We start from the raw sequence: 22,289 nt of genomic DNA, 5'->3' as shown, positions 1-22,289 counted from the left end.
CATGGCAAGCCATTAGCCATTTTTCCCGAGGCTGAATTGGCGTTTTTCGGCGCCGACATCGCAAATTGACATGCCATTTGCATTCGACGATGCAAGCTGCAACCCACGGGGCCTCCAGGCACTGTAAAAGACTTGGCCCGACACCCCAAAAAAACAAAACAAGTAATTGTTTATTATAAATCAAAATAAAATCTGGCACGGTTTATGACACGTCTTCTCCAGATAGCTCACTCGCTTGCCACTGGAGAGTCACCATGAACACTGCCAACCTCGACATCCGTACCGCCAACGCCTCCGCCTCACCGGCCCCGCAGCAGACGCTGGAGACCACGCCCCTGTTCGGCATGCCGCTGGTGGCGGCCTCGCGGCAGGCAGCCGTTACCGCCATCATCGAGCGTGCCGCTCAGGGCACGCCGACGACGATCAACTTCATCAACGCGCACTGTGTCAACGTGGCCCGCCGCGATGCGCAGTATCGCGAGAGCCTGGCCCATACCGACCTGCTGCTGCCGGATGGCTCGGGCATTCGCATCGCCTCCAAGCTGGCCGGCGCGCCGCTGGGCGACAATCTCAACGGCACTGACCTGTTCCCGGCCCTGTGCGAAAGCGCCGCCACTCAGGGACTCTCTATCTACCTGCTGGGTGGCAGCCCGGGCACCGCGGCCCGAGCCGCCGACGCCATGCAGCAGCGCTATCCGGGGCTGAACGTCGCGGGCACCCAGCACGGCTTCTTCGCGGCCGAGGAGACGGAGCTTCTGATCTCGCGCATCAATCGGGCAAAACCGGACCTGCTGTTCGTGGGCTTCGGCGTGCCGGTTCAGGAGAATTGGATCGCCGAGAACCGCCACCATCTGCGGGTCCCCGTCGTGCTGGGTGTCGGCGGCCTGTTCGACTACTACGCCGACAATGTCACTCGCGCCCCGGCCTGGGTACGCCGCTGCGGCTGCGAGTGGGTATGGCGCCTGGCCCAGGAGCCCCGCCGCCTGGCCCAGCGTTACCTCGTCGGCAACGTGACCTTCCTCGCGCACGCCACCCTGGCCGGACTGCAGGCACGCCTCGCCCGCACCCGCTTCCATGCCGCGCTCAAGCGTCTGGTGGACGTGACGATCGCCGGTTCCGCGCTGCTGGTACTCGCCCCGCTGTTCGCGCTCATCTCGCTGGCCATCCGCACCGAGGATCGCGGCCCGGCGCTGTTCCGCCAGCGCCGTATCGGCGCCAACGGCAAGCCCTTCATGATGCTGAAGTTCCGCTCCATGGTGCGGGATGCCGAGGCGCGTCGCGCCGAGCTGCTCGCCCGCAGCGAACGTGACGGCGTCTGCTTCAAGATGAAACGCGATCCGCGCATCACCCGCGTGGGCGCCTGGCTGCGCAAGACCTCACTCGACGAGCTGCCGCAACTGATCAATGTGCTGCGCGGCGAGATGTCGATCGTCGGCCCGCGCCCCGCGCTGCCGGACGAAGTCGTCACCTACCGCGACGCCAGCTGGCAGCGCCTGGGCGGCAAACCCGGCATCACCTGCACCTGGCAGGTCTCGGGCCGCGCCGACATTCCGTTCGAGCAGCAGGTCGTCATGGACATCGACTACCTGCAAAGCCGCAGCATCCTTCGCGACTTCGGGCTGATGCTGCGCACGGTCCCCGCCGTTCTCAGCCGTCGCGGCGCCTACTGAGACGCTGACCGGGAGCGCAGCCGCTCAATCCGAATCCAGACTGGCGAACAGGTCGCGGGCGTGGTCGATCACGCCCGCGACCTGTTCGCGCAGGGCCGGCAGGCGGGCCGCCGCGGCCTCAGGCGGCAGCGCCCGATAGGCCTCGACTGCCGCCATCAGCGAGAAGGCGCCGAAGTTACCCGACACCCCCTTGAGACTATGCGCGGCCCGTTCGATCTCATCCGCGCTGTCGTGCGCGTGACCGGCCTCCAGCTCCTGTATCAACCTTTCGAAATCATCGATCGCCACCTTCAGCAGCAGATCACGCCGCGATGCGGGCAGCGGTTTGAACAGGGTACGAAAATAGTCGGGCTCGATCGGGGCCGGTAGCGCTTCATCCTGCGCCCGTGCCGTCGCGTCGGGCAGCGCCTCGACGTCGCTTGCCCCGTCGAGCGACGCGGTATCGAGCACGCGCCGCAGCACCGCAGAGAGCCGCTGACGATCGACCGGCTTGGTCATCGCCTCGGTGAACCCGCGTGCCCGTAACCCGGCGAGTTCTTCCCGGTTGGCATGCGCAGTGACCGCGACGATGGGTAGACGCTGCCATCGCGGATCCGCCGTCGAGCGAATGCACGCCACCGCTTCCTCCCCGGACATGCGCGGCATGCGCAGGTCCATCAGCACGGCGTCGTACGCAACGTCCCCGTCCAGCACCTTTTCCACGGCCTCGTCGCCATCACAGGCGATGTCGCTGACGTAACCCATGACCTGCAGCAGCTGGGTCAGCACGACACGGTTGGTCTCGATGTCATCGACGACGAGTACCCGAGGCTCGTCGCGATCGAGCCGGGGGCCAGCAGTCTCTTGCACGCCGGAGACGTCATACGCCACGCCGGGCGACGCCTCGTCAGCCGCCAGCGGCAGCGACAGCACGACGCCGGCGCGTGCCCGGACGTTCAGCGGCCGTATCTGGGCCCCGATCGTGGTTGCCAGACGCTGCAGCAGCGCCCACCGACGCGGGTCGGCCGCCAGAGGGTCCTGTTCGTCCCCCGGGCAGGAGAGCCGGATATCCAACCGCCCCGATCGCCGCTGGGTGCCAATCCGAATCGGCATGCCCCGTTCCGCCAGCCGCTCGATATAGACATTGAGGATCTGGCGCAAGCGCACCGGGTCGGTAACCAGCGTGAGCTCCGTCGCCGACGCTGTCTCCAGCTCGAGTGCCGGCGTCGGCCCGGAGCGTCCGCCGCCCTGCCAGAAACGGATGACATCCTCGAGCTGCCGGTGGATATCCACCCGCCGCGGCCAGTACTCCAGCGCGCCCTCTTCGGCCTGCGCCATGTCGACGATATCTTCGATATAGCGATGCAGCTGGTTGGCGGCATCCTGGGCGATGCCGAGCCGCTCGCGCTGATCGACACGCAAGGCGTCCAGCGAGAGCAGATCCAGCATGCCCAGGATGCCGTTCAGCGGCGTACGGATGTCGTGGCTGATGGCGGCGAGAAAGTCGGCCTTGACCCGCAGCGCCGCTTCGGCGGCACGGCGACTCTCGCGCAGGGCGTCGCTGAGCCGGGTCAACTGCCTGACCCGCCGCTCGGCGACCAGCGCCAGGGCTCGCGCCCGGCGCTCCGAGGTGCGCTGCTCGGTGATGTCCTGCACCGCCCCGATGAACGACACGAAACGACCCTGGTCGTCGACTTCCTTGCGAATGATCCAGCGTATCCAGCGAACCTCGCCATCACGCAGAATGCGACAGTCGTACTCATGGTCTATTCCCGCTGCCGCGGATTGATAGAACTCGGCTTCCGCGCGATGTATCTTGTCGCGATCGAAGGGGTGGATGGCCTCCCATAGCGTTTGCTCACTGGGCTTGGCCTCGGTGCTGATCCCCAGGAGGCTGTTGAAGGCGGGTGATGCCGCCAGCCGGCTGCCGCGATAGCGGTGAAAGGTGGCCATTCTCGCCGTGCGTTGCGCGCGAATCAGATGCTGCGTCTCGCGCTCCAGCCTGGCACGCAGATCGGACTCGCGCTCCATCAGCTGCTCGTTGGCCTGCAGCAGCTCCCGGCTACGCCGCTCGAGAATCGCCTCCGCCTCTTCTCGTGCGGCTTCTGAGCGCTGCAGCCGGCGTGTCAGACGCTCGATCCGCGCCTTGGCGGATGCGCTATCAGGGGGTGTCGCCACGGCGGGCTCCTCATGTCGTTCGCGCCTCGTCTCTCAGCGTAGCGCAGGCGAGCTTATGATTAAGCAATGTCTGAATCGTACCTTGCTTGCCCAGAAGATGTTGAACCCGCCCCGGTGCCCACCGGCCCCTTTCTTCCTTACCCCGGCTACGGGTAACGGCCCGCCCTCCCTGCGCCTGGATGCGATCGACACACTCCGAACTCGACGCGACACCCCGGCACCAATCGCGCGATGCAACGCCGGCTCACCGGCCATCGGTGTTAAGCTAGCCCCTCGATTTTCGGGGACTTTTGCCATGTCGACATCGCCCAACCGTGCACCGCTCCCTGCCTGGCTGTGGCTCGTGGCCTTCGGCCTCGCCGCCATAAACCTGCGCGCGCCGATCGTCGTGCTTGGACCGGTGCTCGAGCCGATCATGTCGACGCTCGCCATCGGCGCAGGCACGGCGAGTCTCTTCACCACCGGCATGATTCTCTGCTTCGGCCTGCTCTCGCCGCTGGCACCGGGCTTCGCCGATCGCGTCGGGCTCGACCGCGCCATCGCCTGCGCCATCACCCTGATCGCCCTGGGTGGGCTGCTGCGCGGGGTAGAAAGCGTGGCGGTGATGCTCGCCGGTACGTTCTGCGCCGGGCTCGGCATCGCTTTCGGCAACGTTTTCATGCCGAGTCTGGTCAAGCGCGATCGCGGTGATCGGCTCGGTCGCACGATGGGGCTCTATACGGTGATGATGGGGGTCGGCGCGACGGTCAGCGCCGGCACGGCCATTCCGCTGATGAAGCTTTCGGGTAGCTGGTCGACGCCAATCTGGCTCTGGGCGGGGGTGGGAGTCGCGTCGGCACTGCTGTGGTGGAAAGTGGCCCTGCGGCTGACCGGCGGCGAGGCCGAGACCGGCCGTCGACCGCCGATGCGCCAGCTGTTCAGGAGCCCGGTGGCGTGGACGCTGACGCTGTTCATGGGGGCGCAGTCGCTGAGCTTCTACACGCTGCAGACCTGGATACCGGCGGTGGCGACGGATGCCGGCGTGGCGCCCTCCACGGCCGGCCTGATGCTGTCGATGACCAACCTGACCAGCATTCCGGCGAGCTATTTCATTGCGCGACTTGCCTCACGCCTGACGCACCACAGCCTGCTGGTGCTGGCACTCTGCGTGCTGATCGGTATCGCCCTGCTGGGTCTCTTGCTGGCGTCAACGGCGGCGCCGATTCTGTGGGCGGTGCTGCTCGGCGCCGGCCAGGGCGGCAGTTTCAGCTTCGCGCTGACGATGATCGTGATGCGCACGCGGGCGCCGCAGCATGCCGCGATGCTGTCGGGCATGTCTCAGAGCCTGGGCTACCTGCTGGCGGCGTGCGGCCCGCTGCTGTTCGGCGCCCTGCATGGACTGAGCGGGAGCTGGCAGCCATCGCTGATCTTTCTGCTGGTACTGCTGGCAGCCCAGAGCGTGGCCGGTGTCCTGATCGGCCGGCCGAAAATGGTCAGGCTGGAAGCCGCGTGAGTCGGCCGGTACTCCAACGATCGCCAGCCGCCAGTCGGCCGCTCGCGCGCCCGGCGAGCGACGACATCCAAAAGTCCTAGCGCCAGGGCCTCAGGGCATCGAACTTTCCCGCGCTAGCGCTGAAAGGGATAGACATTGCCGATACCGAGGCGGCGCGTCAGATCATCGAGCGCCGCCAGCGTCTCGTCGACGAGCTGCGGATCGGCCAGATCCTCTGGCGTGAGCCGGTCGCGGTAGTGACGCTCGACCCATTGGGTCAGATCAGCGTGCAGGGCTTCGTCGAGCAGCACACGAGCGCCGAGCGAGCGACGCTCTGTCGCGTTCAGCGCCACCCGCAAACGCAGACAGGCGGGGCCGCCCCCGTTGCGCATGCTCTGCTTGACGTCCTTGACCACCACGTCGCTGATCGGGTTGTAGCCTGCCAGCAGCAGATCCTGTATCACCCGCCAGACACGCTCGTGCTCCTGACACTCGCCCGGTACCACCAACGTCATGCTGCCATCGGGATTGGTCAGCAGCTGCGAGTTGAAGAGATAGGTCGAAACGACATCTTCGAGCGGAATCGCCTCGACCGGCACCCGTACCGGAATCAGCGGCGTCGCCATTTTTCGGCGCAGCTCGTCGAGCGTCGCCTGCTCGTCCAGAAACGCCATCTCGTGATAGAGCAGCACCGGACCGTTGCCCACCGCGATCACGTCGTTGTGGAAGACGCCGGCATCGATGGCGTCAGGGTGCTGCTGAGCGAAGACGGTCTGTGACTCACTCAGGCCGTGCTGACGCGCCACCGCCTGACTCGCTTCCCGCGTCTGACGCGCCGGATAGCGCCGAGGCGCGCGCTCGCCGCCGAAGGCCTGGCGACCGTACACGTAAAGATGCACGCCGCTATCACCGTGCTCGGCCGCAAGCCGGGTATGGTTGGCCGCGCCCTCGTCGGAGAAGGCCGGCGTCGCCGGCAACACCGGATGATGCGCAAAGTGGCGTTCATCACGGAAGATCGCCTGCAGCACGCGGCCGGTGGTGTCGGGTTCCAGGTAGCGATGGAAGCTCGATTGCAGATTGGCCGGCGTGATATGCACGCGACCGTCCGGTGCATCGACGCTCGGTGTCACCGTGGCGGCATTCGCGGTCCACATGCTCGAGGCCGAGCAGACGGCGCGCAGGATCTGCGGCGCCTCTGTGGCGGCCTTCGTCAGTACCTCGCCGTTGCTGCCGCTGAAGCCGAGTGCGCGCAGCGCGCCGAGATCCGGGCGCTGCTGCGGCGGCAATACCCCTTGCGCATAGCCGGCATCCATCAGCGACTTCATCTTGGCCAGACCCTGCAACGCGGCCTCGCGCGGGTTGGATGCCAGCCCGCCGTGGCGCATCGACGCCACGTTGCCATGCGCTAGCCCGGCGTAGTTGTGCGTCGGGCCAACCAGCCCGTCGAAATTGACCTCGAGCACATCGTCTGACACATCGTTGCTCGTGACGTCGCCACTCATAAGTTCACCCCCGGCGGCAGCTCGGCCGGCATCGCCAGCGTATCGGCCTCCATCGACGCGACCGGATAGGCGCAGTTGTCGGCGGCGGTCTGATAGACAGTAGGCGCTGGCAGCGCCCACGCTGCCGTCATATGCGAACTCATAACGTCACCCCCGGTGGCAGCTCGGCCGGCATCGCCAGCGTATCGGCCTCCATTGACGCGACCGGATAGGCGCAGTAATCAGCAGCGTAGTAGGCGCTCGGACGGTGGTTGCCGCTGTCGCCGATGCCACCAAAGGGCGCATCGCCCGAGGCCCCGGTAGTCTGGCGGTTCCAGTTGACGATGCCGGCGCGGATGCGCAGCAGGAAATCGTCCCAGTCGGACTGATCGCCGCCGATCAGCCCGGCGGACAGGCCATAGCGGGTGTCGTTGGCCAGCGCGATGGCATCATCCCAGTTCGCATAGCGGTACACCTTGAGCAGCGGCCCGAAGTGTTCCTCGTCTGGAATCTCGCAGCCGGTGACATCGATCAGTCCCGGCGAGAGGAGGCTGGTGCCGGGTTCCAGCGAGCGCATTCTCACCAGCACGCGACCGCCACGCGTTTCCAGATCGCGCTGCGCCTCGAGCAGCCCTTCCGCGGCCTGCGGGCTGACGAGCCCCGCGTAGAACGGCGCCGGCTCAGCGAACGGTTCGGCCACGTGCAGTCTATCCATGGCCGTCGCCAGCTGTTGGAGCAGGCGGTCGCCGGATTCGCCCTCGGGGACGATCAAGCGACGCGCACAAGTACAGCGCTGCCCGCCGGAGAGAAAGGCCGACTGCAGAATGGTCAGCACGGCCGCATCGGCATCGCGCACGTCCTTCACCACCAACGGGTTGTTGCCGCCCAGTTCCAGCGCGAGGATCTTGTCCAGCTGGCCGCCGAACTGGCGATGCAGCAGACCGCCGACCCGCGCGCTGCCGGTGAAGAGCAGGCCATCGATATCGGCATCGCTGGAGAGCGCCTGTCCGACCGCCGCCGCCCCCTGAACGAGATTGATCACGCCATCGGGCAGGCCCGCCTGACGCCAACACTGCAGTGTCAGGTCTGCCGTCATCGGTGTCTGCTCGCTGGGCTTGAAGACCACGCAGTTGCCAGCCAACAGTGCCGGCACCATGTGTCCGTTAGGCAGATGACCGGGGAAATTGTACGGTCCGAACACGGCCAGCACGCCGTGAGGGCGATGGCGCAGCACTGCCCGCGTACCGCTGGCGTCACGCGCGCGCTCGCCGGTGCGCTCATGATAGGCGGTCAGGGAAATCGCGACCTTGCCGATCATCGCCCCCACTTCGGTGCGTGCCTCCCAGATCGGCTTGCCCGTCTCGCGCGCGATGCTCTCGGCCAGCGGCTCGCGATTGGCTTCCAACTCATCGCGAAAGCGCTCCACCAGCGCCTGGCGCTCGGCGAAGGGCCGTTTCGCCCAGCCAGGAAAAGCCCGCCGTGCCGCCGCGACCGCTTCGCCGACCTGCTCGGCGGAAGCCGCTCGCGCCTGCCACAGTCGTTGGCCGGTGACCGGATCTAGCTTGTCGAACGTCTCGGCGGCGCCGTCGAGCCAGTGGCCGTCGATCAGCAGTTGTTGCGTGGCGTGCATGCGTCTCTCCTGTTGTCTTCCGCGCCGAGCCGGTTCAGGTCTCGAGCACGCGTAGCGTATCGCCGCTGACAACCTCGAGACGTTCGGCCTCGAGCGGTGTCAGCGCGATCACATCGGCCTCATCGGGGCCACGGCCAATCCAGCTGCAGCGAAAATCGGCCATACCGGTGGTCGCTGCCAGCCAGCCGTGCCGTTCGGCGTGCGCCAGGTCGGCCTCGCCGATTTCGACCCTGACACAGCGCGAATGACGAATCGCGCGCACGTCGTCGATATAGGCCTCTACCGTCGGCCCACCATCGAAGATGTCGATGTAACCTTCCCAGCGCAGGCCCTCTTTCTTGAGCATCTCCAGCGCCGGCCGGGTGTGTTCATGGACCTGACCGATGCAGGCGCGCGCGGCTTCGGGCAGAAACGGCGTGTAGATCGGATACTTGGGCATCAACTCGCCAATGAAGCTTTTCTGACCGAGACCGGTGAGCTGATCGGCCTGACGAAACTCCATGGGGAAGAAATGGCTACCGAGACTCTCCCAGAACGGGCTGACGCCGTCTTTCGTGAACGAACCGCGCATCTCCGCCAGCACCTTGGCCGGGAAATTCTCACGGAACTCGGCCATGAACAGCCAGCGCGCCTTGGAGAGCAGCGTGCCGTTGCGGTCGCGACGATAGGCGGGCCGCAGAAACAGCGAAGCCACCTCGGCATCACCGGTATGGTCGGAGCTCAGGAATAACGTATCGACGGTGCGGTGCAGATCGAGCTGCACCGACGAGTGGGCAAGCTTGCCGACGCGATAGTGATAGAACGGCGCCTCGCGCCCGACTTCCGCCTCGATGGCGCAGCAGCCGGCCAGCTCGCCGCTCTCCTCGTCCTCGAGCACGAAGAAATAGAGCCGTTCTTCCGGCGGCAGTCGCCCTTCGAACGCCGCCACGGCCTTGTCGATCTTGCTGACCAGGAAGTCACGGTTGTCCGGGAGTGAGGTGAAGCCGACGCCGGTCTCGCGCGCCAGCGCCTGAAGCTCCTCGATATCGCCATGGGCGATAGGTCTCAAGCGCATTACAGGTCTCCCTCATCCAGCGCATCTTCGACGTCCGGCAGCGCCAGCGGTGCGACGAGCACCGCGCGCCCCTCCTCGACGCCGAGCAGCTCGGCCTGCGCTTCTGACAGCAGCAGCTGCCCCGTGGGTGTCAGCGCGTAGCGCGCGAGCGTACAGCGATAGTCCGCCAGCTGCTGGTTGGCGACCAGTGCCGGCTCGGCATCGGGCAGCGAGGCGTGCGGCCGGATGCGCACCGGATGCCAGCCGCAGCCGAACAGCGTGCGCAGACTGGCGCGCTCGCCGCGCAGCACCGGCCCCGCATCGAAGATATCGACGTGGCGCGAGCGTACGAAGCCCTCGGCAAGCATCTCCTGCAGCGGCGCCTCATGCGCGGGGTGCTCACGGCCGATGGCCGCCCGCGCCTGGGGTGTCAGCAGCGGCAGGTAAAGCGGAAACTGTGGCATCACCTCGGCGATGAAGCTCTTCGAGCGCACGCTGGCCACCTGGTTGATCTCCTGGTAGCTCTGGCGGAAGAAGTGACGTCCGACACTGGACCAGAACGGCGATTCGCCGCTGTCGTCCAGGTAGCCCGGAAAGGCGACACCGAGGATCTCGGCGAAGCGTTCCGGATACTGGGCAATGAACATCAGGCGCGCGCGGCGCAGCAGCCTCGCCGCGCTGGTGCCACGATAGCGGGCATCCAGCGACAGCGCGCAGAGCAGCGTGATTTCCGACATCTCATGAGAGAGCGACAACGTCTGCACCTCGTGACGCAGATCGAGCTGCTGCGAGGCGTGGATCAGCGTCTCCTGCCGATAGGTGTAGTAGACGTCCTGCGCGCCCGCCTGGGCGCGGATGCTCGCCGTGCCGACGACCTCGCCCAGGCTGCGGTCTTCCAGTACGAAGGTGTAGATCTCGTCGCCGGGAAAATCGACGTTGTGCGACAGCGCGCGCGTCGAGCGGGCGATACGCTCCTCGAGGCGATCGCGATGCGCGGGCAGGTTGGTCAGCCTGGGGGCGGCACTGCCGGCAAGCCGCTCGATGGCCACGAGATCGGCCACGGTGGCGGGGCGCACCAGCAGCTGCCCCGCCTCCGGCATCTCTCGCGCGGTCATTTCGCGCGCCGTCTCCGCGAGCCTGGCAGCACCGGTCCCTCTCATGACTGACCGACGAGCTGCTCGACGGCGAGCTCGAGGCGCGCCATGCCTTCCTGAATATCCGCCTCGGGGACCACCAGCGACGGCGCCATGCGCAGCACGTTGGGGCCAGCGACCAGGATCATCAGGCCCTGTTCCAGCGCCAGCGGCAGCAGCTCGCGCGCCTTGCCTTCGAACGCCTCGCTCATCTCGGCACCGATCAGCAGCCCCATGCCACGGATCTCCTTGAACAGGCCGTACTTGCGGTTGATCACCTCGAGATGTTCGCGGAACAGCTCGTGGCGGCGCGCCACGCCGTCGAGCACTTCCGGCGTATCGATGGTGGTCAGCGCGGCATGGCCCACGGCACAGGCGAGCGGGTTGCCGCCGTATGTGGAGCCGTGCGTGCCGACTGCCAGCGACGGGGCCACGCGATCGGTCGTCAGCATGCCACCGATGGGAAAGCCGCCGCCCAGCGCCTTGGCGGTGGTCAGGATGTCGGGCGTCACGCCGTAGTGCATATAGGTGTAGAGCTTGCCGCTGCGGCCGACGCCGGACTGCACTTCGTCGAAGACCAACAGGGCCAGGTGCTGATCGCAGAGTTCGCGCAGTCCCTCGATGAAATCCTGGGTCGCCGGCGTCACGCCGCCCTCGCCCTGAATCGGCTCGACCACCACGGCACAGGTGTCGTCGTCGATCAGTTCACGCACGCTGTCGAGATTGTTGAATTCCGCGTGCACGATGCCGCCGGGCACCGGTCCGAAGCCTTCCGAGTACTTGGGCTGACCGCCAACGCTGACGGTAAACAGCGTGCGCCCGTGGAACGCCTGCTTGAACGAGATGATCTTGTGCTTCTTCTCGCCGAAGTGGTCGTAGGCCCAGCGTCGCGCCAGCTTGAACGCCGCTTCGTTCGCCTCGCCGCCGGAGGAGCAAAAGTAGGCCTTGTCGGCGAAGGTCCGCTCGACCAGTTCGCGGGCCAGCTTCAGCGCTGGCTCGTTGGTAAAGACGTTGGAGAGGTGCCAGACCTGGTTGGCTTGCGCGGTCAGCGCCTTGACCAGTGCCGGATGGCAGTGGCCCAGCGCATTGACCGCGATCCCGCCGGCGAAATCGATGTACTCGCGCCCCTCCTGATCCCACAGTCGGCTACCTTCGCCGCGCACCGGAATCGCCTGCTGCGGCGAGTAGTTGGGGGTCATGTAGTGGTCGAAATCGTCACGTGTGGGGCTTGCGGCCATGGTTCTCTCCCGAATGGGTCAGGCATCTGATGAATCGAGTATAGGGAGGCGTTAACGCCTCGGCTTTCAGCGATGGGACGGCGAATTGCGAAAAGCGTCCCGCCCGACCATCGCCAGGGGGTTGTTGTCGCGGATCGCTGCCCCGATGTGAAAGTGTACCCCTGCGACTTTCGTCGAGGCCATGAAACATCCTCTGTCATCCGCACCCAGGAGCGAGAATCATGAAGATCGATCTGTCAGGCAAGACGGCCATTGTCACCGGTTCCACCGCTGGCATCGGGCTCGCCATCGCCAAGGGACTGGCCAACGCGGGCGCCGCGGTGACCGTGACCGGACGCACCCAGCCGCGCGTCGACGACGCGATCGCCGCCCTGCGGCAGGACGCCCCCGAGGCGACGATCGATGGAGTCGCCGCTGACCTTGGCACCGCCGAGGGCTGCCAAAGCCTGATCGCGGCAAAACCCGACTGCGACATCCTGATCAACAACGTCGGCATCTTCGGGCCGAAGGACTTCTTTGAGATCCCGGACGAGGAGTGGCAACAGTTCTTCGATGTCAACGTGATGAGCGCCGTGCGGCTCTCTCGCCACTACGCCCAGGGTATGAAAGCGCGTGACTGGGGGCGGATTCAGTTCCTGTCGAGCGAGTCGGCGCTCAACATCCCCTCGGAAATGGTTCACTACGGCATGACCAAGAGCGCGGTGCAGTCAATCTCGCGAGGCCTGGCCAAGGTGCTCGCCGGCACCCGCGTGACCGTCAACGCCGTGCTGCCGGGGCCGACCAAATCTGAAGGTGTGGGCAACATGATTGCCGGTATCGCCCGCGAACAAGGCATCAGCGAAGCCGAGGCGGAGGCCAACTTCGTCAAGGAGAATCGCCCCTCTTCGATCATTCAGCGCGTGGCCGAAGTCGACGAGGTGGCCAACCTGAGCGTCTATCTCGCCTCCGAACAGGCCAGCGCCACGACCGGTGCAGCGATGCGGGTCGAGGGCGGCATCGTCGATACGATGGCTTGATCTGCCAGGGGCGCTGGAAGTCTAAAGCGGTAAGTTAGAAGGAAAAGCCAAACCGAACCCCATTGAATTTTGGGGATCTCGGTTTGGCTTTTTGTATTTCGATCGTCGTCTACGCCACTCTGAAACGATGGCGAGCGCAGCCCGTTTTCAGCCTTCGTAACGCTTGAAGATCACGCTCGCGTTGACCCCGCCGAAGCCAAAGCCGTTGCAGATCGCATGTTCGATCGCCATCGGGCGGGACTCGCCGTGAACCACGTCGAGGTCGGCCGCCAACGGGTCGGGATCGAGGTAGTTGCGCGTCAACGGCGCCACTTGGTCGCGCAGCGCCAGCAGCGTAAAGATCGCTTCGACGCCGCCGGCGGCCCCGAGCAGGTGGCCGGTGGTCGCCTTGGTCGCGCTGATCGCCGGCGAACGGCTGCCGAACAGCTGATGCATCGCCGCCAGCTCGCCGCGGTCGCCGACCGGCGTCGAGGTCGCGTGAGCGTTCAGATGCTGGATCTCGCTCGCCTCGAGCCCGGCCTGGCGCAGAGCCAGTCGCATCGCCCGCGCCGCGCCGTCGCCGTCTTCCGGCCCGGCGGTCACGTGATATGCATCCGACGTGGTGCCGTAGCCAACCAGCTCGGCGATCGGTGTCGCGCCCCGCGCCTGAGCGTGCTCGAGCGTCTCAATCACCAGCAGGCCGGCGCCCTCGCCCATGACGAAGCCATCTCGCGCCTGATCGAACGGCCGCGACGCCTGCTCCGGCGTGTCGTTGAAGTGGCTGGAGAGTGCCTTGGCGGCCGCAAATCCGCCCAGGCTGACGCGATCGATGCAGGCCTCGCTGCCACCGCACAGGGCGATATCGGCTTCACCGCTGTGGATCAACCGCGCGGCATCGCCGATCGCCTGCAACCCCGCGGCACAGGCCGTGACCGGTGCCCCCAGGGGCCCCTTGAATCCGTGGCGTATCGAGACGTGGCCGCAGGCCAGGTTGGCGAGGAACGACGGAATGGTGAACGGCGACAGGCGTCGCGGCCCACGACTGTCGACCGTACGCACGGCGTCGGCGATCGCCGGAAATCCGCCGATCCCCGAGCCGATCAGCGTCGCGGTGCGCTCTTTCTCGGCGTCGCTGGTCGGGTACCAGTTGGCCTGAGCCAACGCCTCTTCCGCCGCGGCGACCGCCAACTGGATGAAGCGGTCCATCTTGCGCCGCTCCTTCGGGTCCATGGTGGCATCGGGATCGAAGCCGGCCGTGGTGTCCTCGTCGATACCCGGTACCGGGCCGCCGACGCCGGCGGCCAGACCCTCGACGGTTTCCGGTGGCAGCCGGCGCAGTCCGGAAGCCCCTGACAGCAGACGCTGCCAGACCGCATCGACGCCACACCCCAGCGGCGAGAGAATACCCATTCCGGTTACCACGATACGTCGCATGACGTTGTCCTTATCGGTGATTGATCTAGCAGTCTTCGCCCTCGCGGTCACCGCTGGCGACCTCGCAAGAGGCCTCCTCGGCGGTGTCGACCGTCGGGCTATCGGGTGAGGTCGACGCGAGCGTCCGCGCCGCGCGCAAGCGCTCGGCGCGGGCATGAATGGCCGGCGTCGCGTCAGGGCCCGGTTCGAGTTCGATCCGTTCCAGCGCCAGCGGGGCCTGCCGGCCACGGTCAAAGAGTACCGGCGCGATGGGCTGACGGGAGTCACGATCCACCAGACGCAGGCCGCAGGCCGCGATCGGCAGATGATCCTCGCCCCATTGGTAGAGCGTGATGAGCACCGGACCGAGATCCCGCCCCTTCTCGGTCAAGCGATATTCGAAGCGCGGTGGACGCGCCTGATAGCGCTGTCGCTGCAGCAGGCCATTGGCCGTCATGCGCTCGAGCCGGCGCGTCAACATGCTGGAGGCGATACCGAGATCGCGCTGAAACTGATCGAAACGGGTAGCGCCCTGCAGCGCCTCCCGCAGGATCAGCAGCGTCCAGCTGTCACCGACGCAGGCCAGCGCGCGGCTGATCGGGCAAAGGGCAGTCTCGTCCGGGGTCACTTTCATAATGAGAGCGACTGTAGACGATCTGGATACGGAAAAGAAGCGTCAAGCGGACCTAATCGTTGGTCGTGCAGTCGTTGGTCGCGCCATCGGCGAAATCGAAGATCATGCCCACCCGCGCCAGGCGCTGCCCCTGGCGTTCGACCCAGGTCTCGGACACCGTCTGCCAGCCCCGCGCCCGCAGCCCGGGCGCCAGCACCAGACTGGCATCGATCGACACACGCCGGTGGCCGGCTTCTCCCAACGCCGCGAGCGCCAGCGTCAAGAGTCGCGACCCGACCCCCTGGCGCATGACCGATGGCCAGACATAGAGCGTTTCGATATCGCCGCGTGCCGCATCTCGCTCACAGAAGCCGACACAGTGTCCGTCGCACTCGGCGACCAAGGTGGGATAGAGCGCCTGACGCGCCATCCAAGCCTCTGCCGTACGCGGCAACGCGGCGGCCCAGGCCTCGCGCTCCGCGAGCGTGTACTGGCCGGCCGCCCCGTCCATGACGGCATGATGGAACACCTCCGCCTGGTCGGCAGCATCTTTCGGCAGCGCTTCACGAAACCGGGTGCGTTCTAGCATGGCAGTCTCTCTGTCGGGCAGTCGCGCCATCCAAGCATACCCGGGCGCGCGTGGAAACTCGGGATACCTCTAGCCTGGCCCGCCTGAAACGCGTCGCATCAGGCGGCCGCGCCGTCGACCAGACGCTCGAAACGCGGAAAGCGCGAGGCGATGTCGCTGGCCGTCTCAAGCGGCGGCGATACCACGCCACGGCTCAGACTCAGGGTCACGAAGTCCGGCTGCGGGCCCATGTCGAACCAGTGCGGCATCTTTGCCGGCACCGAAATCAGATCGCCGCGCTCGCAGCCGATCACATAGACCCGCCCGCCGAGATGCAGATAGAAGATCGCCTGACCGTGCAGAAACAGATGCCAGACGTCGTCGGCACCGCGCGACTCGCTGAACAGAAGCTCTCGCCGCAGCTCTCCATCCGGAAAGACAGGACTCATGCCCCGCAACTCGACCCGCTGACAGCCGCTAAGACGACTGACCTCGTCGATCAGTCCGGCATGGCGATCGAGCACCTGATCGGCCGCGGCACTCGGCAGCAGCGGCGCCAGATCATAACGCTGGAAATGGATCCCTTCCGCGGCCAGTTCCAGTCCGATTCGCTCGGGATCACGCGTCGTGAGCAACGGCTGCTCGCCGTCGGCCTCGTGATAGACATTCAAGAAACTCATGGCCAACCTCTCCCTGGTCATCGCGGCGCCGATGCTCGGCATCGCCTGTCGAACCCTTTGACATCGGCGTGAGCCGCTACCCGTCCCTTGGTATGCTGCCGACGTCGAGGCAGCGGCATGCGCCGCCGCCGATTCTTGCAGTATGGCACCAATACGGAATTTCTCCTGCCGATGAACGCTCCTCACGACGCCCCGCTCGACAGCGCCGGTGAATTCTCGCTGACACCGATCGGGCGCCTGGCCAGCGACTACCCGGACAAGTTCGGCATCCCGCGCCAGCCAGGGCTGGCACCGAGCGCTCGCGCGATTCTCTATCTCGAGGGTGCATGCGACGACCCGCACAGTGTCGAGGGCCTCGAGGCCTTTAGTCACCTCTGGCTGCATTTCATCTTCGACCGCAGCCCGACACGCTGGTCGGCTCGGGTCAGGCCGCCACGGCTCGGCGGCAATCGCCGCGTCGGTGTCTTCGCCAGCCGCAGCACCCATCGCCCCAATCGTCTCGGGCTGTCGCTGGTCGAGCTGTGCGAGATCGAATGCACCACCACGCCGACACCTTCGCGAATGCCGGTCGTCGGCTCGGCGTTGGCCGACCGCAAGAGCCGGGTCAAGCTGCATCTGCGCGGTCATGACCTGACCGACGCCACGCCAATTGTCGATATTCGGCCGTATCTGCCGTGGGTCGAGGCACAGCCACAGGCCCGCGCCGGCTTCGCTCCCGAGCCACCCGTTCAGCGTTCGGTGGTCTTCACGCCAGCGGCACGGGCCGCTCTCGCCGCGCATCCCGATGGCCAATCCCTCTCGCGGCTGATCGAGGAAGTGCTGGCACAGGACCCCCGGCCAGCCTATCGCGGCGAGACCGAAGACGAGCGTGGCTACGGCGTCTTCCTGCGCGACGTGAACGTGCGTTTCCGCGCGTCGTCGGTGTCGGGGAATGGCGTGATTCGGGTCGAGGCGATCGAACCGCGTTAGCGCGGTGGCCCAAGGAGACTGGTCAAGGGAGACGCCGCCGGCTAGGCTGGCGCCCCTGCCGCCGAATCGTGTCGCGGCCTCTGCTGTCCTTCAGGAGTTTTGATCGATGCTGAAACGCTTGCTCTCCGCCTGCCTGCTGACCGTACCGCTGGTCGCGGCACCCGCGCTCGCCTGCGCCGACGACGACGCGCCGCATGTACGTCTCGAAACCAGCGAGGGCAATATCGAACTCGCCCTCGACGCCGAGGCCGCGCCGCAGACGGTGGAAAACTTCCTGCGCTACGTCGAGGAAGATTTCTACGCGGGCACGGTGTTTCACCGCGTGATTCCCGACTTCATGATTCAGGGCGGCGGCATGGATGCCGAGCTGTCGCCCCGCGACACCCATGCGCCGATCGCGCTCGAAAAGAGCGGACTCGAGAACCGCCGCGGCACCGTCGCCATGGCGCGCACTGCGAATCCGGATTCCGCGACCAGCCAGTTCTTCATCAACCTGGTCGACAACGACGCGCTGAACTACCGCGACCTCTACAACCCCGGCTATACGGTCTTTGGTCACGTCGTATCGGGCATGGACGTTGTCGAGACAATCGCCGCGACGCCTACCGGCCGACAGGGGCCGCACGCCGATGTGCCGCGCGAGCCGATCACGATTCTGGCGGTCGAACGTCTCGACTAAGCACCCGGAACGCAAGCGCCCCGGAACGCAAACGCCCCGACCGCTTCGCGGCCGGGGCGTGGAACCTGCGCTGCCTTGGCAGCGACGGCAAGGGGCTCAGTCGAATGACATGCCGATACGCCGCCCCACTTCCTCGTAGGCCTCGATAACACCACCGAGGCCCTGACGGAAACGATCCTTGTCCATTTTCTCGCGCGTCTTGGCATCCCACAGGCGGCAACCGTCGGGCGAGAACTCGTCGCCGAGCACGATTTCACCGTCGAAGACGCCGAACTCGAGCTTGTAGTCGACCAGCAGCATGCCGCCGTCGAGGAAGAGCTGCTTGAGCACCTCGTTGACGCGGAAGGTCAGCGACTTCATGGTCGCGAGCTGCTCGGGCGTCGCCCAGCCGAAGGTCTCGGCGAGCGACTCGTTGATCATCGGATCGCCCTTCTCATCGTTCTTGAGGAACAGCTCGAAGGTCGGCGGCGTGAGCGTGATGCCCTCTTCGACGCCGAGGCGACGAACCAGACCGCCGGCCGCCAGATTGCGCACCACGCACTCGACCGGGATCATCTCCAGTTTCTTGACTACGCACTCCTCGTCGGAGAGCAGCTGCTCGAAGTGCGTGGGAATACCCGCCGCCCGCAGCTTGTCCATGATGAAGGCGTTGAACCGATTGTTGACCATGCCCTTGCGTTCCAGTGCCTCCTTCTTCTTGCCATCGAAGGCGCTGGTATCGTCACGAAAATGCAGCACCAGCCGCTGCGGGTCGTCGCTCAGATAGACCGACTTGGCCTTGCCGGCATAGAGAAGATCGCGTTTTTGCATGGAGCTGTCTCCGCGTCGCGGCCCCAAGGGGGGCGGCTGATTCTTGAAAAATGAGTCGTGAAAGTGAAGCGTGAACAAACCGTATCGAGAGGTGGCGAGCGCCGCGCGCTTCTCGGCAGGCCACGCGCGTGCGCCGTCTTACGCCACGCACTGCCAGCCGGTTCCCCGGTCCTGCGCCGACACCATCAGCCGCGATTCATCGCCGTCGAGCAGAGGCACCAGTGCCTCCATCACCCGCTCGGGGTGATTATTTTGCTCCGACAGGTGCGAGCACACAATCCGCTGTAGCCGGTCGAGCCCCAGCGAGCGCAGCAATTCGGCCGCCTGGGCGTTGGCGAGATGTCCCCAGCGCCCGGCCACGCGCCGCTTGAGGTGCGGGGGATAAGGCCCCTCGGCCAGCATCCGGGGATCGTGGTTGCACTCCAGAAAAAGCGCATCGCAGCCCCGAAAGGTGTCGACCACGTGGGCCGTGGGATGCCCCAGGTCGGTCAGTACTCCCAGGCGATGTCCCTGCGCCGCGAAACAGAACTGGATCGGCTCGCGGGCATCGTGAGGCACGGTGATCGGGTCGATCTCCAGCCCGCCGATGGCGAAGCGCGCCTGCGGTACCAGCAGCTCGTGACGCGGCAGCACACCAAGCTTGCCCGACAGCCAGCTCCCCGCGCTCAGATAGACGGGAAGGTGGTGACGCCGCGCCAGCGCACCGACGCCGGTGACGTGATCGCTGTGCTCGTGGGTCACCAGAATCGCCGTCAGCTGGCGCGGGTGGACGCCCAGCTGCGCCAGGCGCCGTTCCGCCTCGCGCATGCCGAATCCGCAATCCACCAGCAGCAGCGTCTCGCCGTCGCTGACCAGGGTCGCGTTGCCCTTGCTGCCGCTGCCCAGCGAAGCGAAATGCAAGCCGGGCCGGGACGGCAGCGTCATCAGCGCAGCGTGGAGGCGATCGTGTCGAGCAGCTCGCGCGCGGCCGGCTGGGCCACCGGCTGCCCGTCGGGATCGGCGACCGTCACCACGGTCGCCGCGCCGGTCGAGGCAAGCTGCAGACGATAGGACTGCTGCGTCGGGGCGTCATCGCCGAACCAGTCGAACCAGCCGCCGTCCTCTTCATCCGCGGGGCGATAGTCGACATAGAACTGTCCGGCACTGCGGTTCTGATCGGTCAGCGTCAGACGGTCGTCATCGATACCGCTCTGCAGTTGGTACAGCAGCTCGTTCCAGGCACGCTCGGCGTCGAGGGCCAGGTCCAGTTCCCAGCCACCATCGCGGTTGCGCAGTCGCACGCGCTCGCTCTGGTCGAGCGGTTGCGCTGCCAGGGATACACCGCTGTCGGCGCTGCCACTGGCCTCGAGATACGCGCGCACGGCACTCAGACACTGGCCTTCGGCGCCGATATCGCAGCGCACTTCACTGGTGCCCGAACGCAGCCCCTGACGCAGGCTGAGACGACCCTGAGCGGTGTCGATACGCCCATCGGCCGCATTGATCGCGGTCGGGCTGACGCCATGTTCGGCGGTGAAACCCTGCAGTCGCGGCCAGACGCTGGCCGGGGCGGCATTGACGACCAGCCACTGTTCGCTGTCGGCGCGACGCATCTCGACATAGGGACGCTCGTCGCCCTGGCTGGCGCCCAGCGCCTGCGGCCGTGGCGCATCCTCGACCGCATCGCTGGCGGCGAAATCGCTGTTGGCCTGCGGTACCGGCATTGAATCCTGGTAGCGAATCCGGTTGCGAGAATCCGGCAGTTCCAGCGGCGCTGCCATCTCGGCGTTGCGATACTCGTCGTTGCGATCGTAGTAATAGCCGTCCTGAAACAGGCCGCAGCCGGAGAGCACCAGCGACGAGCACAACATCAGGGGCATCCATTTGAGGATGGGCTTCATGCATCCACCTTTGTCTGGGGCAATGGGGCTTGGGGCCATAGGACTGTGCCGAAAATAACCTTAAATAACCTTGTTCAGCGGAACAGGCTCACGCCAGCGCGATACCGGCCAGCTGCAGCGCTTCGCTGACATTGCCGTGATAGCGCTCGGAAAGCCAGGTCAGCGGCAGGCGAATGCCGTTGTCGGCGTAACCCATGCGGTTGAGCGCCCATTTGACGGGAATCGGATTGGACTCGATCCCCAGCGCGCCGTGCAGCGGGGCCAGCCGTGTGTTGATCTGATGTGCCTTCTCGCGCTCGCCGCTGGTTGCCGCGACACACAGCTCGTGCATCTGCTTGGGGGCCACGTTGGCGGTAACGGAGATATCGCCGTGGCCACCCATCAGCATGAACTCGCAGGCCGTGGGGTCGTCGCCGGAGTAGAGCGCGAAATCGCTGCCCTTGAGGCGCTGGATCAGCTCTTCGGCGCGTTCGAGGTTGCCGGTGGCATCCTTCAGCCCCACGATGCGTTCGAGCTCGGCGAGGCGGAAGACGGTCTCGTTGTAGATGTCGGAACAGGTGCGTCCCGGCACATTGTAGAGAATGATCGGCAACTCACTGGCTTCGGCAACCGCCTTGAAGTGCTGGTAGAGCCCTTCCTGGGTCGGCTTGTTGTAGTAGGGCGCGACCGACAGGCAGCAGTCGGCACCGACCTCGCTGGCATAACGCGCCAGCTCCACCGCTTCGGCCGTGTTGTTGGCGCCGGTACCGGCGATCACCGGAATCCGGCCGCCGACTTCCTCGACCACGGTGCGGATGACATCGAAGTGCTCCGCGAACGACATGGTCGTCGGCTCTCCCGTCGTCCCGGCGGCGACGATCGCATCGGTACCGTGATCGAGGTGGAAGTTCACCAGACGCCGCAGCGCCTCCCAGTCGATCTCGCCTCCGGCTTTCATCGGCGTCGCCAAGGCGACGATGCTGCCTGTGATCATCTTGCAGTTTTCTCCCTGTAACCGGATGGGCACGCGGCCCGCGGTGGATTCGTCGGTACGCCGCGATGGCGGACTCGTCGATCCCCGCCAACGGCTGAAGTCCGGAGCCGTACCCGGATGCCCCGCTTGCGAGGCCGTTCCAAGCCGGCACGATTTTGCAGACACCAGATGGTACTCAGGCAGCCTCCACCTGTACAGTCGCGGGCGCTCGCGACCTCCCACGCCGCGGCGTTTCCCTGTAGGCTCTGGCAACCGGGCATCGACCGCCGCGATCGACTATCGTTCGAGCAGCGCGGCACGGACCGTGCCATCCATTCAGAGTCACCGGGAGAGCGCCATGAGCGTCAGCGTCGGACAACCCATCGACGATTTCACCGCCGAAGCCACGGGCGATACGCCCTTTCGCCTGAGCGACCAGCGCGGCAAGCAGGTCGTCATCTACTTCTACCCCAAGGACAGCACGCCCGGCTGCACCACCGAGGGCGGCGACTTCCGCGACAACATCGAAGCCTTCGCGGCCGCCAACACGGTGATCGTCGGCGTCTCGCGCGACGGCATCAAGTCCCACGAGAACTTCAAGGCCAAGCAGGGCTTCCCCTTCGAGCTGATCTCCGACCGGGACGAGGCGGTATGCCAGCAGTTCGACGTAATCAAGCTGAAGAAGATGTACGGCAAGGAGCATCTCGGCGTCGAGCGCAGCACCTTCCTGATCGACAGCGAGGGCCGGCTTGCCCGCGAATGGCGCGGCGTCAAGGTGCCGGGCCATGTCGACGACGTCCTGGCAGCCGCACGCGAACTCAACGGCTGAGCGAGATCGCTCGGCGGCGCCTCGCTACCGAGCCGCCGTCCCGCGGGACAGGACAGGCAAACGTCAATTTCGTTCAAGACGCATGACC

21 protein-coding genes are annotated in these 22,289 nt (G+C 66.0%); 6 read left to right on the top strand and 15 right to left on the bottom strand.

What is annotated here, in order from left to right; translation table 11 throughout:
• The first annotated feature begins 254 nt into the window (after positions 1-254).
• Positions 255-1,670, top strand: coding sequence for a WecB/TagA/CpsF family glycosyltransferase (locus MC381_RS10465; protein ID WP_251977695.1), 1,416 nt, complete (start codon positions 255-257; stop codon positions 1,668-1,670).
• A gap of 24 nt (positions 1,671-1,694) precedes the next feature.
• On the opposite strand, the gene MC381_RS10460 is transcribed toward MC381_RS10465, so the two are convergent.
• A complete protein-coding gene (locus MC381_RS10460; RefSeq protein ID WP_251977694.1) occupies positions 1,695-3,827 on the bottom strand; it encodes a PAS domain-containing hybrid sensor histidine kinase/response regulator in 2,133 nt (710 codons plus the stop codon).
• Positions 3,828-4,122: 295 nt separating this feature from the next.
• Between MC381_RS10460 and MC381_RS10455 the strand changes: the two genes are divergently transcribed.
• Positions 4,123-5,319, top strand: coding sequence for a CynX/NimT family MFS transporter (locus tag MC381_RS10455; RefSeq protein WP_251977693.1), 1,197 nt, complete (start codon positions 4,123-4,125; stop codon positions 5,317-5,319).
• Between the two features lie 113 nt (positions 5,320-5,432).
• Here the strand turns inward: MC381_RS10455 and astB are convergent, their stop codons facing one another.
• From astB to MC381_RS10425, 6 genes are read right to left on the bottom strand one after another with little or no spacing between them, the layout of a single operon-like run.
• Positions 5,433-6,800 carry an N-succinylarginine dihydrolase gene (gene astB, locus MC381_RS10450; RefSeq protein WP_251977692.1) on the bottom strand — a complete coding sequence of 456 codons (1,368 nt, stop codon included), beginning with the start codon at positions 6,798-6,800 and terminating at the stop codon, positions 5,433-5,435.
• Complete coding sequence (locus MC381_RS10445) at positions 6,797-6,943, bottom strand: hypothetical protein (RefSeq protein ID WP_251977691.1); 147 nt, start codon at positions 6,941-6,943, stop codon at positions 6,797-6,799. The genes astB and MC381_RS10445 overlap by 4 nt, the downstream gene beginning before the upstream one ends.
• A complete protein-coding gene (gene astD, locus MC381_RS10440) occupies positions 6,940-8,409 on the bottom strand; it encodes a succinylglutamate-semialdehyde dehydrogenase (protein ID WP_251977690.1) in 1,470 nt (489 codons plus the stop codon). Before astD ends, MC381_RS10445 begins: the two co-directional genes overlap by 4 nt.
• 34 nt (positions 8,410-8,443) lie before the next feature.
• Entirely contained in the window at positions 8,444-9,463 is a 1,020-nt protein-coding gene (gene astA / locus MC381_RS10435) for an arginine N-succinyltransferase (protein WP_251977689.1), read from the bottom strand.
• Positions 9,463-10,557: an arginine N-succinyltransferase gene (gene astA, locus MC381_RS10430; protein WP_251977688.1), complete on the bottom strand. Its 1,095-nt coding sequence runs from the start codon at positions 10,555-10,557 to the stop codon at positions 9,463-9,465. The genes astA (MC381_RS10435) and astA (MC381_RS10430) overlap by 1 nt, the downstream gene beginning before the upstream one ends.
• Positions 10,558-10,598: 41 nt before the next feature.
• Positions 10,599-11,813: an aspartate aminotransferase family protein gene (locus MC381_RS10425; protein ID WP_251977687.1), complete on the bottom strand. Its 1,215-nt coding sequence runs from the start codon at positions 11,811-11,813 to the stop codon at positions 10,599-10,601.
• A gap of 221 nt (positions 11,814-12,034) precedes the next feature.
• On the opposite strand from MC381_RS10425, the gene MC381_RS10420 reads away from it, so the two are divergent.
• Positions 12,035-12,829: an SDR family NAD(P)-dependent oxidoreductase gene (locus MC381_RS10420; RefSeq protein WP_251977686.1), complete on the top strand. Its 795-nt coding sequence runs from the start codon at positions 12,035-12,037 to the stop codon at positions 12,827-12,829.
• 147 nt (positions 12,830-12,976) lie between these two features.
• Here MC381_RS10420 and fabF read toward each other — a convergent pair whose 3' ends face one another.
• From fabF to MC381_RS10400, 4 genes are all read right to left on the bottom strand, one after another.
• Positions 12,977-14,242 (bottom strand): beta-ketoacyl-ACP synthase II, encoded by a 1,266-nt coding sequence (gene fabF / locus MC381_RS10415; RefSeq protein ID WP_251977685.1) that lies wholly within the window; start codon positions 14,240-14,242, stop codon positions 12,977-12,979.
• Between the two features lie 25 nt (positions 14,243-14,267).
• Positions 14,268-14,855, bottom strand: a complete 588-nt coding sequence (locus MC381_RS10410; protein ID WP_251977684.1) for a winged helix-turn-helix transcriptional regulator — start codon at positions 14,853-14,855, stop codon at positions 14,268-14,270.
• A 52-nt stretch (positions 14,856-14,907) separates the two neighbouring features.
• Positions 14,908-15,423, bottom strand: coding sequence for a GNAT family N-acetyltransferase (locus MC381_RS10405; protein ID WP_251977683.1), 516 nt, complete (start codon positions 15,421-15,423; stop codon positions 14,908-14,910).
• A 98-nt stretch (positions 15,424-15,521) separates the two neighbouring features.
• Positions 15,522-16,082, bottom strand: a complete 561-nt coding sequence (locus MC381_RS10400) for a cupin (RefSeq protein WP_251977682.1) — start codon at positions 16,080-16,082, stop codon at positions 15,522-15,524.
• A gap of 171 nt (positions 16,083-16,253) precedes the next feature.
• Here MC381_RS10400 and tsaA point away from each other — a divergent pair, with 171 nt between their 5' ends.
• Positions 16,254-17,051 carry a tRNA (N6-threonylcarbamoyladenosine(37)-N6)-methyltransferase TrmO gene (gene tsaA, locus MC381_RS10395; protein ID WP_251978002.1) on the top strand — a complete coding sequence of 266 codons (798 nt, stop codon included), beginning with the start codon at positions 16,254-16,256 and terminating at the stop codon, positions 17,049-17,051.
• A gap of 106 nt (positions 17,052-17,157) precedes the next feature.
• Positions 17,158-17,730 (top strand): peptidylprolyl isomerase, encoded by a 573-nt coding sequence (locus tag MC381_RS10390; RefSeq protein WP_251977681.1) that lies wholly within the window; start codon positions 17,158-17,160, stop codon positions 17,728-17,730.
• A gap of 96 nt (positions 17,731-17,826) precedes the next feature.
• On the opposite strand, the gene purC is transcribed toward MC381_RS10390, so the two are convergent.
• The 4 genes from purC to dapA form a co-directional block, all read right to left on the bottom strand.
• Positions 17,827-18,540 (bottom strand): phosphoribosylaminoimidazolesuccinocarboxamide synthase, encoded by a 714-nt coding sequence (purC, locus tag MC381_RS10385; RefSeq protein ID WP_251977680.1) that lies wholly within the window; start codon positions 18,538-18,540, stop codon positions 17,827-17,829.
• 138 nt (positions 18,541-18,678) lie between these two features.
• Positions 18,679-19,464, bottom strand: coding sequence for an MBL fold metallo-hydrolase (locus MC381_RS10380; protein WP_251977679.1), 786 nt, complete (start codon positions 19,462-19,464; stop codon positions 18,679-18,681).
• Positions 19,464-20,420, bottom strand: a complete 957-nt coding sequence (gene bamC / locus MC381_RS10375; RefSeq protein WP_251977678.1) for an NlpB/DapX family lipoprotein — start codon at positions 20,418-20,420, stop codon at positions 19,464-19,466. The genes MC381_RS10380 and bamC overlap by 1 nt, the downstream gene beginning before the upstream one ends.
• Positions 20,421-20,508: 88 nt before the next feature.
• The gene (gene dapA, locus MC381_RS10370) at positions 20,509-21,393 is read right to left on the bottom strand and encodes a 4-hydroxy-tetrahydrodipicolinate synthase (RefSeq protein WP_251977677.1); all 885 of its coding nucleotides are present in this window, start codon (positions 21,391-21,393) and stop codon (positions 20,509-20,511) included.
• 337 nt (positions 21,394-21,730) lie between these two features.
• On the opposite strand from dapA, the gene MC381_RS10365 reads away from it, so the two are divergent.
• Positions 21,731-22,201, top strand: a complete 471-nt coding sequence (locus tag MC381_RS10365) for a peroxiredoxin (RefSeq protein ID WP_251977676.1) — start codon at positions 21,731-21,733, stop codon at positions 22,199-22,201.
• Positions 22,202-22,289 lie beyond the last annotated feature (88 nt).

The organism is Salinicola avicenniae (assembly GCF_023736115.1).
Classification (GTDB): Bacteria; Pseudomonadota; Gammaproteobacteria; order Pseudomonadales; family Halomonadaceae; genus Salinicola; species Salinicola avicenniae.
This window is presented reverse-complemented; position numbering and strand designations above follow the sequence as displayed.

Excerpts from the sequence above, each read along its gene's own strand:
- astA (WP_251977688.1), bottom strand. The coding sequence starts at position 10,557 with ATGACCGCGCGAGAGATGCCGGAGGCGGGGCAGCTGCTGGTGCGCCCC.
- MC381_RS10390 (WP_251977681.1), top strand. The coding sequence starts at position 17,158 with ATGCTGAAACGCTTGCTCTCCGCCTGCCTGCTGACCGTACCGCTGGTC.
- astD (WP_251977690.1), bottom strand. The coding sequence starts at position 8,409 with ATGCACGCCACGCAACAACTGCTGATCGACGGCCACTGGCTCGACGGC.
- astB (WP_251977692.1), bottom strand. The coding sequence starts at position 6,800 with ATGAGTGGCGACGTCACGAGCAACGATGTGTCAGACGATGTGCTCGAG.
- MC381_RS10455 (WP_251977693.1), top strand. The coding sequence starts at position 4,123 with ATGTCGACATCGCCCAACCGTGCACCGCTCCCTGCCTGGCTGTGGCTC.
- MC381_RS10445 (WP_251977691.1), bottom strand. The coding sequence starts at position 6,943 with ATGAGTTCGCATATGACGGCAGCGTGGGCGCTGCCAGCGCCTACTGTC.
- MC381_RS10405 (WP_251977683.1), bottom strand. The coding sequence starts at position 15,423 with ATGCTAGAACGCACCCGGTTTCGTGAAGCGCTGCCGAAAGATGCTGCC.
- MC381_RS10410 (WP_251977684.1), bottom strand. The coding sequence starts at position 14,855 with ATGAAAGTGACCCCGGACGAGACTGCCCTTTGCCCGATCAGCCGCGCG.
- MC381_RS10365 (WP_251977676.1), top strand. The coding sequence starts at position 21,731 with ATGAGCGTCAGCGTCGGACAACCCATCGACGATTTCACCGCCGAAGCC.
- tsaA (WP_251978002.1), top strand. The coding sequence starts at position 16,254 with ATGAACGCTCCTCACGACGCCCCGCTCGACAGCGCCGGTGAATTCTCG.
- MC381_RS10420 (WP_251977686.1), top strand. The coding sequence starts at position 12,035 with ATGAAGATCGATCTGTCAGGCAAGACGGCCATTGTCACCGGTTCCACC.
- MC381_RS10400 (WP_251977682.1), bottom strand. The coding sequence starts at position 16,082 with ATGAGTTTCTTGAATGTCTATCACGAGGCCGACGGCGAGCAGCCGTTG.
- bamC (WP_251977678.1), bottom strand. The coding sequence starts at position 20,420 with ATGAAGCCCATCCTCAAATGGATGCCCCTGATGTTGTGCTCGTCGCTG.
- MC381_RS10425 (WP_251977687.1), bottom strand. The coding sequence starts at position 11,813 with ATGGCCGCAAGCCCCACACGTGACGATTTCGACCACTACATGACCCCC.
- MC381_RS10380 (WP_251977679.1), bottom strand. The coding sequence starts at position 19,464 with ATGACGCTGCCGTCCCGGCCCGGCTTGCATTTCGCTTCGCTGGGCAGC.
- MC381_RS10465 (WP_251977695.1), top strand. The coding sequence starts at position 255 with ATGAACACTGCCAACCTCGACATCCGTACCGCCAACGCCTCCGCCTCA.
- fabF (WP_251977685.1), bottom strand. The coding sequence starts at position 14,242 with ATGCGACGTATCGTGGTAACCGGAATGGGTATTCTCTCGCCGCTGGGG.
- astA (WP_251977689.1), bottom strand. The coding sequence starts at position 9,463 with ATGCGCTTGAGACCTATCGCCCATGGCGATATCGAGGAGCTTCAGGCG.
- dapA (WP_251977677.1), bottom strand. The coding sequence starts at position 21,393 with ATGATCACAGGCAGCATCGTCGCCTTGGCGACGCCGATGAAAGCCGGA.
- purC (WP_251977680.1), bottom strand. The coding sequence starts at position 18,540 with ATGCAAAAACGCGATCTTCTCTATGCCGGCAAGGCCAAGTCGGTCTAT.